This window comes from Streptomyces sp. NPDC030798 (genome assembly GCF_055572275.1).
In genome coordinates, this window is the sequence record NZ_JBVIDR010000007.1 from 218,183 (window position 1) to 232,719 (window position 14,537).

Genomic DNA, 14,537 nt, shown 5'->3' on the forward strand with positions numbered 1-14,537 from the left:
GGGGCCGGTCAGAACAGCGGCTCGGGCAGCACACCCTCCAGGGCGAGCAGCCTGCGCTTGGTCTCCAGCCCGCCGCCGAAGCCGCCGATGCCGCCGTCGCTCTCCACCACCCGGTGGCACGGCACTACGACCGGCAGCGGGTTGGCACCCATGGCCGCGCCCACCGCCTGCGCCCCGCCCGGCTGCCCGACCCGTCCGGCCAGATCGCCGTAGCCCACCACCGTCCCGTACGGCACGCCGGAGGCCAGCTCACGCAGCACCTGCCGGTTGAAGCCGGAGATCAGGGACCAGTCCAGGGGCAGGTCGAAGCTGTGGCGCCGGCCCGCGAGATAGGCCTCGACCTGGCGTATCGCCTCGGCCAGCAGGGGGGAGGCCGGGTCCTCGACGGGCTCGGTGCCCAGCCGGGCCGCCAGCCGCTCCAGAGCCCGGTCGCGCACCGCGTCCGTGGCGTGGAAGACGACGTTGACCAGTCCTTCGCGGGTCGCCGCCAGCATCAGCGGGCCGATGCCGGTGCCCACGACGGCCCACACGACCCGCTGCTCGTCCTGCCCATGGCTGTCCATGCGCCCACCGTACGACCCGCCACTGACAACGCCCGCCCGCGCCGACTTCCCGGCTCACTCCGCGCGGAGCGCGGCCCGCACCACGTCCGGCTTGTTGGTGATCAGCCCGTCGACGCCGTAGCCCGCGACCTTGCGGGCGGTGGCCGCGTCGTTCACCGTCCAGGCGAACACCCCGAGGGGCCTTCCGTGCGGCCCGTCGAGGGAGTGCACGGTGGCGACGTACCCGGTGGAGACCGAGCCGTACGAGGGATTGATCAGATCGGCGAAGCCCGCATACCGGTGCAGCTGCGTCACGGCCGGCTTGCCGAGGAAGGCGGTGGTCAGGGCCGGCTTCAGCTCGTGCACGGTGCGCACGCTGTCCGCGCTGAAGCTCTGCACGATCAGGCGCCCGAGGTGGCTCCGGTCCAGCCAGCCCTCGTTGCCGAGGAGCTTCAGGGTCTGCTGTTCGATGCCGGGGTACAGCTCCGGGTTCTTGATCTCCAGGAGCAGCTTCTCGTGGTTGTGCTCCACCCGGCGCATGTACTGCTGCAGCGTCGGCACGCGCGTGCCCGCGTACGCGGGGGAGAACCAGCTGCCCGCGTCCAGCCGTGCGATCTCGGCGGCGGTGAAGTCCTTCACCTTCCAGGGCGCCCGGTCCGGGAAGAGCTTCTCGACGTTCGTGGTGCGCCGCAGAGTGTCGTCGTGGATGACGACCAGCCGGCCGTCCCTGGTGCGCTGGACGTCGTTCTCGACCCAGGAGAAGCCGAGCTTCGCCGCCTTGTCGATCGAGGCCAGGGTGTTCTCGGGCGCGTAGGCCGAGGCGCCGCGGTGGGCCACCACCACGGGTTCCCCGGCCTCGCCCGCCCGGGCGTCGGAGGTGGGGCTGAACAGGGTGACTGCCCCCAGTACGGCGGAGGCCATCGTGGCACCTGCGCGCGCGTGCATGCGTACTCCCTCGCGTCGAGCGAACACCGACAGCAACAGCTTGACAGCAGAGGGTCAACGGCACGCGGGTGCAAGACGGCCACACGATGAACGGAGTGGACCAACTCCGCTCACCGCAACCGCACAACTGGGGCAGGGCCGTGTTTCTTTGCCGGAAAATCGTTCGACCATTCCGGTGGGGGTCATACTCTCTTGCGTCAACCCTGACCGCCGCCGCGGTCCTGGGACGGGGGAACATTGCAGGTATTCCGGGACGCAACAGGGCGGAAGGGCAGCCGTACATGCAGGGCACGGTCGATGGATTCAGCTACGGGGCCGTCACCCCGCTGGTGGCCTATCTGATGGCCTGCCTCGGCGGTGCCCTCGGCCTGCGCTGCACCACCCGGTCGCTGCTGGTCACCCACGCCCGGCGCCCCGCCTGGCTGGCACTCGGATCGGCCGCGATCGGTTCCGGCATCTGGACCATGCACTTCGTCGCCATGATGGGCTTCACCATCGAGGGGGCGCCGATCCACTACGACAAGCCGATCACCTACGCGAGCCTCGGCCTCGCCATCGTCATGGTGGGGGTCGGGATCTTCATCGTCGGCTACCGGGGGGCCACCGGCACGGCCCTGTTCACCGGCGGCACGATCACCGGTCTGGGTATCGCCTCGATGCACTACCTGGGCATGGCCGGCATGCACTTCGAGGGGCGGTTCACGTACAACACGCTCACCGTCGCCGCCTCCGTCGTCATAGCCGTCGTGGCCGCCACGACGGCCCTGTGGGCGGCCGGCCGGGTCCGCGGCTTCCTGTGGAGCATCGGGGCCAGCCTGGTGATGGGCCTCGCCGTCAGCGGCATGCACTACACCGGGATGGCCGCCCTCGACGTCCACGTCCACGGCGTCACCGACCCCGCCGCGAGCGGCTCACCGGCCACGGTGCTCGCGCCCATGCTCATCGGGCCGCTCGCCTTCCTGCTCCTCGCCGGCGTCGTCGTGATGCTCGACCCGCTGATGGTCATGGGCCGGCCCGCCGGAGCCGTCGTCGAGGACAAGCCGGGCGTCCCGGCCGCCGCCGTCGCCTCCCACCAGGACCGCCACCCCTCGCACCACCCCGCCCGCCGGCCGGACCGCCGGCCCGGGCACCCCCGGCCCCGGACCCCGCAGAACCGCTGACCGGGACCCGTTGTCAGTGGGGGGTCGTACGGTGGATGGCATGCGGCCCGTTTCCCACATCGAACGCACGGTGGCGCCCTTCGAGGTCGTCAGCCCCTACCAGCCCAGCGGCGACCAGCCGACGGCCATCGCCGACCTGGCCAGGCGCATCGAGGCCGGTGAGAAGGACGTCGTCCTGCTCGGCGCGACCGGCACCGGCAAGTCCGCCACCACGGCGTGGATGATCGAGAAGCTCCAGCGCCCCACGCTCGTGATGGCGCCGAACAAGACACTGGCCGCCCAGCTGGCCAACGAGTTCCGAGAGCTCCTGCCCAACAACGCGGTCGAGTACTTCGTCTCGTACTACGACTACTACCAGCCCGAGGCCTACGTCCCGCAGTCGGACACCTACATCGAGAAGGACTCCTCGATCAACGAGGAGGTCGAGCGCCTGCGCCACTCGGCGACGAACTCCCTGCTCACCCGCCGCGACGTGATCGTGGTCGCCTCCGTCTCCTGCATCTACGGCCTGGGCACCCCGCAGGAGTACGTGGACCGCATGGTCCCCCTCCGGGTCGGCGACGAGATCGACCGCGACGACCTGCTGCGCCGCTTCGTCGAGATCCAGTACACGCGCAACGACCTGGCCTTCACCCGGGGCACCTTCCGGGTCCGCGGCGACACCATCGAGATCTTCCCGGTCTACGAGGAGCTGGCCGTCCGCATCGAGATGTTCGGCGACGAGATCGAGGCGCTGTCCACGCTGCACCCGATCACCGGCGAGATCATCAGTGACGACCAGCAGCTGTACGTCTTCCCCGCCTCCCACTACGTCGCCGGCCCCGAACGGATGGAGCGGGCCGTCAACGACATCGAGAAGGAGCTGGGGGAGCGCCTGGCCGAGCTCGAGAAGCAGGGCAAGCTCCTGGAGGCCCAGCGCCTGCGCATGCGCACCACCTACGACATCGAGATGCTCCGCCAGATCGGCACCTGCTCGGGCGTGGAGAACTACTCGATGCACTTCGACGGCCGCTCGCCCGGCTCCCCGCCCAACACGCTGCTGGACTACTTCCCGGACGACTTCCTGCTCGTCATCGACGAGTCGCACGTCACGGTCCCGCAGATCGGCGCCATGTACGAGGGCGACGCTTCCCGCAAGCGCACCCTGGTCGAGCACGGCTTCCGGCTGCCCTCCGCGCTGGACAACCGCCCCCTGAAGTGGGAGGAGTTCCAGGAGCGCATCGGGCAGACCGTCTATCTGTCGGCGACCCCCGGCACCTACGAGCTCTCCCGCGGGGACGGCGTCGTCGAGCAGATCATCCGCCCCACCGGCCTGGTCGACCCGGAGGTCGTGGTCAAGCCGACCGAGGGCCAGATCGACGACCTGGTGCACGAGATCCGCAAGCGCACCGACAAGGACGAGCGCGTCCTCGTCACCACGCTCACCAAGAAGATGGCCGAGGACCTGACCGACTACTTCCTCGAACTCGGCATCCAGGTGCGCTATCTGCACAGCGACGTCGACACCCTGCGCCGCGTCGAGCTGCTGCGCGAGCTGCGCTCCGGCGAGTTCGACGTGCTGGTCGGCATCAACCTGCTGCGCGAGGGCCTCGACCTGCCCGAGGTGTCCCTGGTCGCCATCCTCGACGCCGACAAGGAGGGCTTCCTGCGCTCCGGGACGTCGCTGATCCAGACCATCGGCCGCGCGGCGCGCAACGTCTCCGGCCAGGTCCACATGTACGCCGACAAGATCACCCCGGCGATGGAGAAGGCCATCGAGGAGACCAACCGCCGCCGGGAGAAGCAGATCGCCTACAACAAGGCCAACGGCATCGACCCGCAGCCGCTGCGCAAGAAGATCAACGACATCGTCGCGCAGATCGCCCGCGAGCAGGTCGACACCGAACAGCTGCTCGGCTCCGGCTACCGCAATCTGAAGGACGGCAAGGGCGCCAAGGCCCCCGTTCCCTCGCTCGGCGACAAGGCGGCCAAGGGCGTGAAGGCGGGCAAGGCCGCCAAGTCCGCCAAGGGCAAGGCGGTGGCCACGGTGCCGACGGACCGTCCGGCGGCCGAACTCGCCGAGCAGATCGAGGAGATGACCGAGCGGATGCGGGCCGCTGCCGCCGAGCTCCAGTTCGAGATCGCCGCCCGGCTGCGCGACGAGGTCTCCGAGATGAAGAAGGAGCTGCGCCAGATGCGGGAGGCGGGCCTCGCCTGACCCTCGCACCCCGCCGGACCCCGGCACTCGCGGCCCTGTGTCTCAACACCGCCACAAAGCCCGGGTCGGGGTTCGGCACCGTCGGTGCCCCTGCGTAGGGTTCTGGACAACCGCGCAGTGCGCGGCAACAGGGGAACACCGAGAGGGGAAGCCGTGACCGTCAACTTGTCCAAGGGGCAGGCCATCAGCCTGGAGAAGAAGGACGGGGGCGGCCTGAGCGCGGTCCGCATGGGTCTCGGCTGGCAGGCGGCGAAGCGGCGTGGCCTGTTCGGCTCGCGCACCAAGGAGATCGACCTGGACGCCTCGGCGGTGCTGTTCGCCGACAAGGAGCCGATCGACGTCGTCTTCTTCCGCCACCTGGTGAGCAACGACGGCTCCGTGCGCCACACCGGTGACAACCTCGTCGGCGGTGCCGGCCAGGGCGGCGACGACGAGGCCATCCTCGTCGACCTGCAGCGCGTCCCGGTCCACATCGACCAGATCGTCTTCACCGTGAACTCCTTCACGGGCCAGACCTTCCAGGAGGTGCAGAACGCCTTCTGCCGCCTCGTCGACGAGACCAACGGCCAGGAACTCGCCCGCTACACGCTGGCGGGCGGCGGCGACTACACCGCCCAGGTCATGGCGAAGGTGCACCGCGTGGGCCCGGGCTGGACGATGACCGCTCTGGGCGAGCCCGCCCGGGGCCGTACCTTCCAGGACCTGATGCCGGAAATCGCGCGGTACCTGTAGGACCGCCGCCCCACGCCGGCGCGGCGCGCACGACATCACGACACAGGGGGCGACGGCGATGACGGCCGAGCTGGTGCGGGGACAGAACCACCCGCTGTCCCGGGGCCGGCTGGAGATCCGCGTCTCGGCCGGAGTGCCGGTCCTGGCGGCGGCCACGCTCGGCGACGAGCACGGCGCCGTGCACGGAGCCCCGTGGGTCGCCCACCCCGGCGCCCCCGCCCTGCCGGGCGTCGAGGTCTCCCGGCAGGCCGCCGCCGACCACCGGCTGGCCGTCGACCTGGCCGCCCTGCCCGAGGCGGTGCACCGCCTCAGCGTGCTGCTCGCCCTGCCCGCGCAGCCGGGCGGCGTGCTCCGGTTCGGCGCGGTCGCCGCTCCGCGGACGGTGGTCACCGGGCCCGACGGCGCCGAGATCGCCCGCTTCACCCTCACCGGCCTCGACGCCGAATCGGCCGTCGTCGCCCTGGAGCTGTACCGCCGGCAGGACGCCTGGAAGGTGCGCGCGGTGGGGCAGGGCTATGCCGGCGGCCTCGCCGCACTCCTCGCCGACCAGGGCGTGCCCGAGGCCCGCGAGTTGGCGGCGGGCATCGCGGAGGCGGTGAGCCGCAGCGTCGCCCACGCGATACCGCCGCCGCGCTCCCAGGACGCCTCCGTCTCCGCGGCACCGCCGCCGTCCCCGTCGTACGGCAACGAGGACCGCGGCGAGCGGAGCGCGGGTGGCCCGATCGACTACACGCACCCGGGCCGCCGGGCCCGCGGCGGCACACCCGCGGCGTCCCCGGCTACCGAGGAGCAGCCCGCCCGGCCCGTCGCGGGTGACGCGGTGGGCTGGTCGATGGAGGAGCGGCTGTACAACCAGGTCTGGGGCATGTTCGAGGACCTGGCCCGCAGCACGGCCGCGTACCGCAGCGCCGTGGACTTCGCCGACTCCCGGCTGGAGAAGGAGCTCGACCAGGTCCTCGCCGACCCGCGCACCCGGCTCGGCACGGCCGGTGACACGGCCCGTGCGGCGGCCCGGGAGCGGCACGCCCACCTGGTCGACCAGGCACGGGCCGTCCTGGACCGCGACGTCGCCCAGCTCATCGCCGAGTCCGAGGTCGTCGAGCCGGCGCTCCCGCCGGCCTGTGCCGGCTGGGACAATCCCGTCTGGCACGGCTACCGCGTCCCGGACCGGCCGCCGATGGCGCTGCGGCTCGGTGATCTGCACCTACCCGAAAGTGCCCCGCTGCGCATTCCGCTGCTCGTCAGTCTGCCGCTGGAGCGGGCGCTGTGGATCGACAGCGGACCGGTGGCGGCAGCCGACGGCACGTTCCTGGACTCCGCCGCGACGCGCCGGCTCGCCCTGGAGACCGCGGTGTCGCTCGCGGTGCGGCTGCTCGCGGTCCACCCGGCGGGGGAGTTCGCCGTGCAGGTGGTCGATCCGGCCGGTGCCGGCGCCGAGGCGCTGGGACCGCTGACGCGGGCCGGGGCCCTGGAGGGGCAGCCGGCGGCCGGCGCGGCGGGCGTGGCGGAAACCCTCGGACGGCTCACCCGCCATGTCGACCTGACGCAGATGGCGGCCCACGGGGGCGCGGCCGACGCGCTGCCGCCCGGGGTCGGCGGCACCCGGCAGTTGCTGATCGTCAACGACTTCCCGCACGGCTTCGACGACCGGGCCGTGACCCAGCTGCGTTATCTCGCCGACGAGGGACCGGCCGCGGGCGTCCATCTGCTGATGGTCGCCGACCGAGCGGACGCCGAGGCCTACGGCCCGTTGCTCGACCCGCTGTGGCGTTCGCTCATGCGACTGACCCCCGTACCCGACGACCACCTGGCCGACCCCTGGGTCGGCCACGCCTGGACGTACGAGCCCTCGCTCGTGCCGCCCGGCAGCGGGATACTCCAGCAGGTGCTCACTGAGGTGACAGCAGCCCGCACCAAGCGTGAGTAAAGTGCCTCCTACCTGCACAGTTGGTATCTCCTTTACCAATCTCTTTACCTTTCCTTGGTGATTGGTGTACTGTTTTCCGCACGGAGGGGAGTACTCCCTGACTGCGGCGCACCCGTCAGTACGGATCGATGGGGATCCCGGGGCGTCGGCCCGGACCGGGTGGAAGAGACCTCCGGCAGCGACAACGCTGATGTGTTTGCCGTGACGTAATGCCGGAGGTGCAGTGGAAGTCACCATGACCCTGTGGGTCCTGACCGTCGTGGGCCTTGCCGCCCTGATCGCGGTCGATTTCCTCATCGGGCGCAAGCCCCATGACGTGTCGATCAAAGAAGCCGGTGTCTGGACGCTCGTCTGGATCGCCCTGGCCGGGCTCTTCGGACTGGGACTGCTCTTCTTCGGCGGCGGTGAGCCGGCCGGCGAGTTCTTCGCGGGCTTCATCACCGAGAAGTCGCTGAGCGTCGACAATCTCTTCGTCTTCGTCCTGATCATGGCGAAGTTCGCCGTGCCCACTCAGTACCAGCAGCGCGTCCTGCTCGTCGGCGTCCTCATAGCCCTGGTCCTGCGGGCCGTCTTCATCGCGGCCGGAGCCGCGATCCTCGCCAGCTTCTCCTGGGTGTTCTACCTCTTCGGCGCCTTCCTGATCTGGACCGCCTGGAAGCTGATCCAGGAGGCCCGCGGCGGTGACGAGGAAGAGGAGTGGGAGGAGAACAAGCTGCTGAAGGCCGCGGAGCGCAGGTTCGGCGTGGCCGACCGGTACCACGGCACCAAGCTCTGGATCCAGCAGAACGGCAAGCGGGTCATGACCCCGATGCTGGTCGTAATGCTCGCCATCGGTACCACCGACGTGCTGTTCGCGCTGGACTCCATACCCGCGATCTTCGGCCTGACCCAGGACCCGTACATCGTGTTCACCGCCAACGCCTTCGCCCTGATGGGGCTGCGTCAGCTGTACTTCCTCATCGGCGGCCTGCTGAAGAAGCTGGTCCACCTGTCGTACGGCCTGTCGGTCATCCTCGGCTTCATCGGCGTCAAGCTGGTGCTGCACGCGCTCCACGAGTCCGGGGTCCACGTCCCCGAGATCAGCATCCCGGTCTCGCTCGGCGTGATCTGCGCGGTCCTGGTCGTCACCACGGTCACCAGCCTGATGGCCTCCCGGAAGCAGGCGGCCCCCCGGGCGGCGCGCGACGGGAGCGAGGGCGCGGCGAAGGACAGCGTCGACGTCTGACCGCACGGGATGCGAGAACCCGTACCCGATTCTGCGGGGCGCCGGACGCACGCGGCCGGTGCCCCGCCCGGAAAGGATGAGAAAGGATCCGAGCAGAGCGGAATGCGAACCTCCTGAACCTTTGTCACCATCGCAGCATGATCCGGCTCAGGTCGCTCACCACCCAGTGGACCTTCCTCGTGCCGGTGCTCGCGGTCGTCCTGCTGGTCTTCACCTGGGGCCGCAACCTGCCCGGTGCGGTCGTGGGAGTGGTGATCCTGGTCCTCGCGGGATCCGTCCTGGCGGCCGTGCACCATGCCGAGGTGGTCGCCCACCGCGTGGGTGAGCCCTTCGGCTCCCTGGTGCTGGCCATCGCCGTCACGGTCATCGAGGTGGCCCTGATCGTCACCCTCATGATCGACGGCGGCGACAAGACCGCCACCCTGGCCCGGGACACCGTCTTCGCCGCGGTGATGATCACCTGCAACGGCATCGTCGGGCTCTGCCTCATGGTCGCCTCGCTGCGGCACGGCACCGCCGTGTTCAATCCCGAGGGCACCGGTGCCGCCCTGGCGACCGTGGCGACCCTGGCCACGCTCAGCCTGGTGCTGCCGACCTTCACCACCAGCAAGCCCGGCCCCCAGTTCTCCACGGTGCAGCTGACGTTCGCCGCGCTGTCCTCACTGATTCTCTACGGCCTGTTCGTGGCCACCCAGACCGTGCGGCACCGCGACTACTTCCTGCCGATCACCCGGCAGGGCGATGTCATCGCCGGCAACGAGCACGCGGTACCCCCCTCCGCGCGAACCGCCTGGATCAGTCTCGGCCTGCTCGGCCTCGCACTGGCCGGGGTGGTCGGCCTGGCCAAGGGGGTGTCGCCCACCATCGAGTCCGGGGTCGCGGCGGCCGGTCTGCACCAAGCGGTCGTCGGCGTGATCATCGCCCTGCTCGTGCTGCTGCCCGAGACGATCGCCGCGCTGCGGGCCGCCCGCCGCGACCGGGTGCAGATCAGCCTGAACCTCGCGCTCGGCTCGGCCATGGCCAGCATCGGCCTGACCATCCCCGCCGTCGCGCTGGTCTCCGTCTGGCTGTCCGGGCCGCTGGTCCTCGGCCTGGGCTCGACGCACATGCTGCTGCTCGCGCTGACCGTGGTGGTCAGCTCCCTGACGGTGGTGCCGGGCCGGGCCACCCCGCTGCAGGGCGGGGTGCACCTGGTGCTGTTCGCGGCCTACCTGGAGCTGGCGGTCAACCCCTAGGCACCGCCCGGTCGGCTCGTGGCCGGCTCCGCCGCCCGTACGGGAACGGGCCGGGTCTCCGGCAGCAGCGCGAAGCAGACCAGGCTCAGCAGGGCGATGCCCGTGAGATACCCGCCCACGGCCCACGGGACGCGTCCGCCGTGCTCCGCCAGCGCGGTCGCCGCGATCGGGGTGAGGGCGCCCCCCAGCACCCCGCCGAGGTTGTAGCCGACCGCGGCGCCGGTGCAGCGCACCCGCGCCTCGTACAGCTCCGGCAGATACGCGGCGATCACCGCGAACATGGTGATGAAGGCGATCAGCGCGCCCAGGATGCCCAGGAACATCAGCAGCGGCTCCCCGGTCGCCAGCAGCGCAACCAGCGGCAGCATCCACAGCGCGCAGGCCGTGCACCCCACCAGGCACAGCGGACGGCGCCCGTAACGGTCGCCGAGCAGCGCCATCACCGGGGTGAGCGCCCCCTTGACCACCACCGCGGCCATCACACAGGTCAGCATGACGGTACGGCTCACCCCGAGCCGTTCGGTCGCGTAGGCCAGCGACCACGTCGTCACCGCGTAGAACACCGCGTAGCCGACGGCCAGCGCCCCGGCCGTCAGCAGTACCAGCCGCCCGTGATGCCGCACGACCTCGACGAGCGGCACGCGCGCGTGGTCGTCGATCTCCAGGAACCGGGGGCTCTCGGTCAGGGACGCGCGCAGCCACAGCCCCGCCAGGGCCGGCACGCCGGCGGCCCAGAACGGCACCCGCCACCCCCACCGCGCGAAGTCCGCGTCGGACAGCGTCGCCGACAGCGCCAGCATCACTCCGTTCGCGAGCAGGAAGCCGAACGCGGGCCCCACCTGGGGGAAGCTCGACCACAGGGCGCGCCGTCCCGCGGGGGCGTGCTCGGCGGTGAGCAGCACCGCCCCGCCCCACTCGCCACCGACCCCCAGGCCCTGCAGGAACCGCAGGACGAGCAGCAGCACGGGCGCGGCCACCCCGATCGCCCCGTACGTCGGCACGCACCCGACCGCGACCGTCGAGGCACCGGTCAGCAGCAGGGACACGACCAGCACCGGCCGTCGTCCACGCCGGTCACCCAGGTGCCCGAACAGCACCGAACCCAGCGGCCGGGCCACGAAGCCCACCCCGAACGTCCCGAACGCCGCCAGCGTTCCCGCCACCGGCGAGAACGTCGGGAAGAACAGCGGCCCCAGCACCAGAGCCGCCGCGGTGCCGTAGACGAAGAAGTCGTAGAACTCGATCGCGGTCCCGGCGAGCGAGGCGGCGGCCAGCCGCCGCATGGAAGGGGCCCTCACAACCCGTACATCGTGCATGCCGCGTCAACTACCCGGCGTGATCAGGCGTTACGGGGGCGTGCGGACGTGATCACCGAGCGGCCGTGCGCACCCACACGTCACCGGTGCACGCCGCCCCTCGCCCGCCCGGTACGCCGTGGTAGACCGGGGGCGAGAAGGCGGTCGCAGACGCGCCGCCCCGAACGGACCGGAGGAACCGTGCCCCGCACCCTGGCCAACGCCCCGATCATGATTCTCAACGGGCCCAACCTGAACCTCCTCGGCCGGCGCCAGCCCGAGATCTACGGCAAGGACACGCTCGCCGACATCGAGGCCATGTGCGTCAAGGCGGCGGCCGCGCACGGCGGCACGGTGGACTGCCGGCAGTCCAACCACGAGGGCGAGCTGGTGGACTGGATCCACGAGGCACGGCTGAACCACTGCGGGATCGTCATCAACCCCGGCGCGTACTCCCACACGTCGATCGCGATTCTGGACGCACTCAACGCCTGCGACGACATGCCGGTGATCGAGGTGCACATCTCCAACATCCACCGGCGGGAGTCGTTCCGGCACCACTCGTACGTCTCACTGCGCGCCGACGGCGTGATCGCGGGCTGCGGGGTGCAGGGCTACGTGTTCGCCGTGGAGCGGGTCGCCGCCCTGGTGGGGGCGGTGCAGGCCGACGCGTAGCGGGTCGGGGGCCGACCGCCGCTCACAGGCGGCCGGCCTCCACGATCCGCCGCAGGAAGCGCCGGGTGCGCTCCTGCCGCGGGTCGCCGAAGACCTGCTCGGCGGTGCCGCGCTCCAGCACGACCCCTCCGTCCAGAAAACAAACCTGGTCGGCGACGTCCCGGGCGAAGCCCATCTCGTGCGTCGCCAGCACCATCGTCATGCCCTCCTCCTTCAGGCCCCGGACCACCTCCAGCACCTCGCCCACGAGTTCGGGGTCCAGGGCGGCGGTGATCTCGTCGAGCAGCAGCAGCCGGGGCCGTACGGCGAGCGCCCGGACGATCGCCACCCGCTGCTGCTGACCGCCGCTCAGGCGGTCCGGGTAGGCAAGGGCCTTGTCGGCGAGGCCGAGGCGCTCCAGCAGCTCCCCGGCGCGTTCCTCGGCCTCCGCGCGGGAGACGCCGTGCACCCGGCGCGGGGCGAGCGTGATGTTGTCCAGCACGGTCATGTGCGGGAAGAGGTTGTACGCCTGGAAGACCACGCCGATCCGGCGCCGCACCGCGTCCTGGTCGGCGCGCGGGTCGGTGATCTCCTCGCCGTCCAGCCATATCGCGCCGTCGTCGATCTCCTCCAGCAGGTTGGCGCAGCGCAGCAGCGTGGACTTGCCCGAGCCCGAGGCGCCGATCAGCGCGGTCACCGTGTGCGGGGCGACCTCCAGGTCGACGTCCCGCAGCACGACCGAGCCGCCGAAGGTCTTGCGGACGGACTCCATGCGCAGCACGGGCGCGTCGCTCATAGGGATCCTCCCTGGGCCTGCCGCCGGTCCAACCGGGCCGTCACCCAGTCCGTGAAGCGGGTCATCGGGATGGTCAGCGCCACGAACACCAGCCCCGCGACGATGTACGGCGTGTAGTTCATGCTGCGGCCCACGATGATGTCGGCCGCCCGTACGGCGTCCACCGCACCGCCGATCGACACCAGGCCGGTGTCCTTCTGCAGCGACACCAGGTCGTTGAGCAGCGGCGGCACCTGACGGCGCACCGCCTGGGGCAGCACGACGTGTCGCAGGGCCTGCCGGTTGGTGAGGCCCAGGGAGCGGGCCGCGGCGCGCTGCGAGGGGTGGACGGATTCGATGCCGGCCCGGAACACCTCGGCCACGTACGCCGAGTACGTCAGTGTCAGCGCCGTGCCGCCCAGCAGCACCGGATCCACCGTCACGCCCTGCAGCCGCAGCGCGGGCACGCCGAACACCACGATCATCAGGTTGATGATCAGCGGCAGGCCGCGGAAGAAGTCCGTGTAGGCCGCCGCCAGGATGCGCAGCGGGAAGAACACCGGGCCGCGCAGGGTGCGGGCGATGGCGATGAGCAGGCCGAGGACGAGGACGGCGACGCCGCAGACGAGCAGCAGACGGACGTTGAGCCACAGCCCGTCGAGGACCTTCGGGAACGCCTCGCGCGCGTAGCGCGCGCTGAAGAACGTCTCCCTGGTGCGCGGCCAGCCCGGCGCGTTGACGACGACCAGGTACAGCACGACGGCCGTCACCAGCGTCGACAGGGCCGCGACGGCCGTGGCGCGGCGGGCGCGCACCCTCTGGTGACGCTCGCGCTCCAGCCGCCGCTGGGAGGGCACGTAGCCGTCGCCGGCGACGCCGTGCCCGGCGCCGCCGTTCATGTCGCCCTCGTCGTCCGATCCCTCCCGGGCGGACTCGCCCTTGGTGACCGTCACTTGAGCACCGGGGCGTCGACGGCGTCCGAGAGCCACTGCTTCTCCAGCGCGGCCAGCGTGCCGTCCTTGCGCAGGGCGTCGACGGCGCCCGTCACGCACGGGGTCAGCGCGCTGCCCCTGTCGAGCACGAGCCCGAACTGCTCGGGTGTGCCGCCCTGGTTCTCGAACTGGCCGACGATCTTCGCGTTCGTCACCTCCGCCGCGGTGATGTAGAAGGCGGTCGGCAGGTCGGTGACGATCGCGTCGACCTGACCGTTCTTCAGCGCGGACTTGGCCTGGTCGTTCTTGGCGTAGACGGCGGCCTCCTGCTTCGGCTTCACCACGTCGGTGATGTAGTCGAGGCTCGTGGTGCCGACCTGCGCGCCCAGTTTGAGGTTCTTCAGGTCCGCGATGCCCGTGGCCTTCGCCGCCTTGCTGCCCTTGAGCGCGACGACGGCCTGGCGCACGTCGTAGTAGCCGGAGGAGAAGTCCACGGCCTTCCTGCGCTCGGCACTGATCGACACCTGGTTGATGTCGAAGTCGAAGGTCTTCACACCGGGCGCGAACGCCTTGTTGAAGGGCACGCTCTGCCACACGACCGCGCTCCTGCCGTAGCCCAGCTGCTTGGCCACGGCGTAGGCGACCGCCGACTCGAACCCCTTGCCGTTCGCGGGCTTGTCGTCCTTGAACCAGGGCTCGTACGCCGGTTCGTCCGTCGCGATCGTCAGCCTGCCGGACGCCTTGGTGGCCAACGCGCCCTTGGTGCAGCTCTTGGCGGCCGAACCGGACGGGTCCGCCGACGCCTTCTCCTCCGGCTGGGGAGCACAGCCGACGGCGGTGGCGAGCAGGGCCAGGGTGGCCGCGGCTACGGCGCGGCGCAGTGCGCGAGGGGCAGGGTGCATGGCGCGAGATTGGCAG

Annotated in this window: 13 protein-coding genes; 7 read left to right on the forward strand and 6 right to left on the reverse strand. The window is 71.0% G+C overall.

Going from position 1 to position 14,537, the window contains the following annotated elements:
• Nucleotides 1-8 precede the first annotated feature (8 nt).
• Both ACZ404_RS18305 and ACZ404_RS18310 read right to left on the reverse strand, forming a co-directional pair.
• A complete protein-coding gene (locus tag ACZ404_RS18305) occupies nucleotides 9-563 on the reverse strand; it encodes a methylated-DNA--[protein]-cysteine S-methyltransferase (protein ID WP_468440997.1) in 555 nt (184 codons plus the stop codon).
• Nucleotides 564-617: 54 nt separating this feature from the next.
• On the reverse strand, nucleotides 618-1,487 hold the full coding sequence (locus tag ACZ404_RS18310; protein ID WP_468440999.1) for a glycerophosphodiester phosphodiesterase: 870 nt from the start codon (nucleotides 1,485-1,487) through the stop codon (nucleotides 618-620).
• Nucleotides 1,488-1,768: 281 nt separating this feature from the next.
• Between ACZ404_RS18310 and ACZ404_RS18315 the strand changes: the two genes are divergently transcribed.
• The 6 genes from ACZ404_RS18315 to ACZ404_RS18340 all read left to right on the forward strand — a co-directional run bounded on the left by ACZ404_RS18315 (nucleotide 1,769) and on the right by ACZ404_RS18340 (nucleotide 9,963).
• Entirely contained in the window at nucleotides 1,769-2,647 is an 879-nt protein-coding gene (locus ACZ404_RS18315) for an MHYT domain-containing protein (RefSeq protein WP_468441001.1), read from the forward strand.
• Nucleotides 2,648-2,687: 40 nt separating this feature from the next.
• On the forward strand, nucleotides 2,688-4,844 hold the full coding sequence (gene uvrB, locus ACZ404_RS18320; protein WP_468441004.1) for an excinuclease ABC subunit UvrB: 2,157 nt from the start codon (nucleotides 2,688-2,690) through the stop codon (nucleotides 4,842-4,844).
• Nucleotides 4,845-4,997: 153 nt separating this feature from the next.
• A complete protein-coding gene (locus tag ACZ404_RS18325; RefSeq protein WP_468441006.1) occupies nucleotides 4,998-5,576 on the forward strand; it encodes a TerD family protein in 579 nt (192 codons plus the stop codon).
• Nucleotides 5,577-5,634: 58 nt separating this feature from the next.
• Complete coding sequence (locus ACZ404_RS18330) at nucleotides 5,635-7,503, forward strand: TerD family protein (RefSeq protein WP_468441008.1); 1,869 nt, start codon at nucleotides 5,635-5,637, stop codon at nucleotides 7,501-7,503.
• Between the two features lie 223 nt (nucleotides 7,504-7,726).
• Nucleotides 7,727-8,728 (forward strand): TerC family protein, encoded by a 1,002-nt coding sequence (locus ACZ404_RS18335; RefSeq protein WP_468441010.1) that lies wholly within the window; start codon nucleotides 7,727-7,729, stop codon nucleotides 8,726-8,728.
• Between the two features lie 137 nt (nucleotides 8,729-8,865).
• Entirely contained in the window at nucleotides 8,866-9,963 is a 1,098-nt protein-coding gene (locus ACZ404_RS18340; RefSeq protein ID WP_468441012.1) for a calcium:cation antiporter, read from the forward strand.
• Here ACZ404_RS18340 and ACZ404_RS18345 read toward each other — a convergent pair.
• Nucleotides 9,960-11,246 (reverse strand): MFS transporter, encoded by a 1,287-nt coding sequence (locus ACZ404_RS18345; RefSeq protein ID WP_468441381.1) that lies wholly within the window; start codon nucleotides 11,244-11,246, stop codon nucleotides 9,960-9,962. The two genes, ACZ404_RS18340 and ACZ404_RS18345, sit on opposite strands and share 4 nt — an antisense overlap.
• A gap of 213 nt (nucleotides 11,247-11,459) precedes the next feature.
• On the opposite strand from ACZ404_RS18345, the gene aroQ reads away from it, so the two are divergent.
• On the forward strand, nucleotides 11,460-11,933 hold the full coding sequence (gene aroQ, locus ACZ404_RS18350) for a type II 3-dehydroquinate dehydratase (RefSeq protein WP_468441014.1): 474 nt from the start codon (nucleotides 11,460-11,462) through the stop codon (nucleotides 11,931-11,933).
• A gap of 22 nt (nucleotides 11,934-11,955) precedes the next feature.
• Here the strand turns inward: aroQ and ACZ404_RS18355 are convergent, their stop codons facing one another.
• Genes ACZ404_RS18355 through ACZ404_RS18365 form a run of 3 tightly spaced genes read right to left on the reverse strand, consistent with a single transcriptional unit; the run spans nucleotide 11,956 to nucleotide 14,521 of the window.
• Nucleotides 11,956-12,708, reverse strand: coding sequence for an amino acid ABC transporter ATP-binding protein (locus tag ACZ404_RS18355; RefSeq protein ID WP_468441016.1), 753 nt, complete (start codon nucleotides 12,706-12,708; stop codon nucleotides 11,956-11,958).
• Nucleotides 12,705-13,640, reverse strand: a complete 936-nt coding sequence (locus ACZ404_RS18360; protein ID WP_468441018.1) for an amino acid ABC transporter permease — start codon at nucleotides 13,638-13,640, stop codon at nucleotides 12,705-12,707. Before ACZ404_RS18360 ends, ACZ404_RS18355 begins: the two co-directional genes overlap by 4 nt.
• The gene (locus ACZ404_RS18365) at nucleotides 13,637-14,521 is read right to left on the reverse strand and encodes an ABC transporter substrate-binding protein (protein ID WP_468441020.1); all 885 of its coding nucleotides are present in this window, start codon (nucleotides 14,519-14,521) and stop codon (nucleotides 13,637-13,639) included. Before ACZ404_RS18365 ends, ACZ404_RS18360 begins: the two co-directional genes overlap by 4 nt.
• Nucleotides 14,522-14,537 lie beyond the last annotated feature (16 nt).

What these genes read in the sequence shown, in the direction of transcription:
- uvrB (WP_468441004.1), top strand. Translation starts at nt 2,688, where the DNA reads ATGCGGCCCGTTTCCCACATCGAACGCACGGTGGCGCCCTTCGAGGTC.
- ACZ404_RS18365 (WP_468441020.1), bottom strand. Translation starts at nt 14,521, where the DNA reads ATGCACCCTGCCCCTCGCGCACTGCGCCGCGCCGTAGCCGCGGCCACC.
- ACZ404_RS18355 (WP_468441016.1), bottom strand. Translation starts at nt 12,708, where the DNA reads ATGAGCGACGCGCCCGTGCTGCGCATGGAGTCCGTCCGCAAGACCTTC.
- ACZ404_RS18310 (WP_468440999.1), bottom strand. Translation starts at nt 1,487, where the DNA reads ATGCACGCGCGCGCAGGTGCCACGATGGCCTCCGCCGTACTGGGGGCA.
- ACZ404_RS18315 (WP_468441001.1), top strand. Translation starts at nt 1,769, where the DNA reads ATGCAGGGCACGGTCGATGGATTCAGCTACGGGGCCGTCACCCCGCTG.
- ACZ404_RS18305 (WP_468440997.1), bottom strand. Translation starts at nt 563, where the DNA reads ATGGACAGCCATGGGCAGGACGAGCAGCGGGTCGTGTGGGCCGTCGTG.
- ACZ404_RS18340 (WP_468441012.1), top strand. Translation starts at nt 8,866, where the DNA reads ATGATCCGGCTCAGGTCGCTCACCACCCAGTGGACCTTCCTCGTGCCG.
- ACZ404_RS18330 (WP_468441008.1), top strand. Translation starts at nt 5,635, where the DNA reads ATGACGGCCGAGCTGGTGCGGGGACAGAACCACCCGCTGTCCCGGGGC.
- ACZ404_RS18345 (WP_468441381.1), bottom strand. Translation starts at nt 11,246, where the DNA reads ATGCGGCGGCTGGCCGCCGCCTCGCTCGCCGGGACCGCGATCGAGTTC.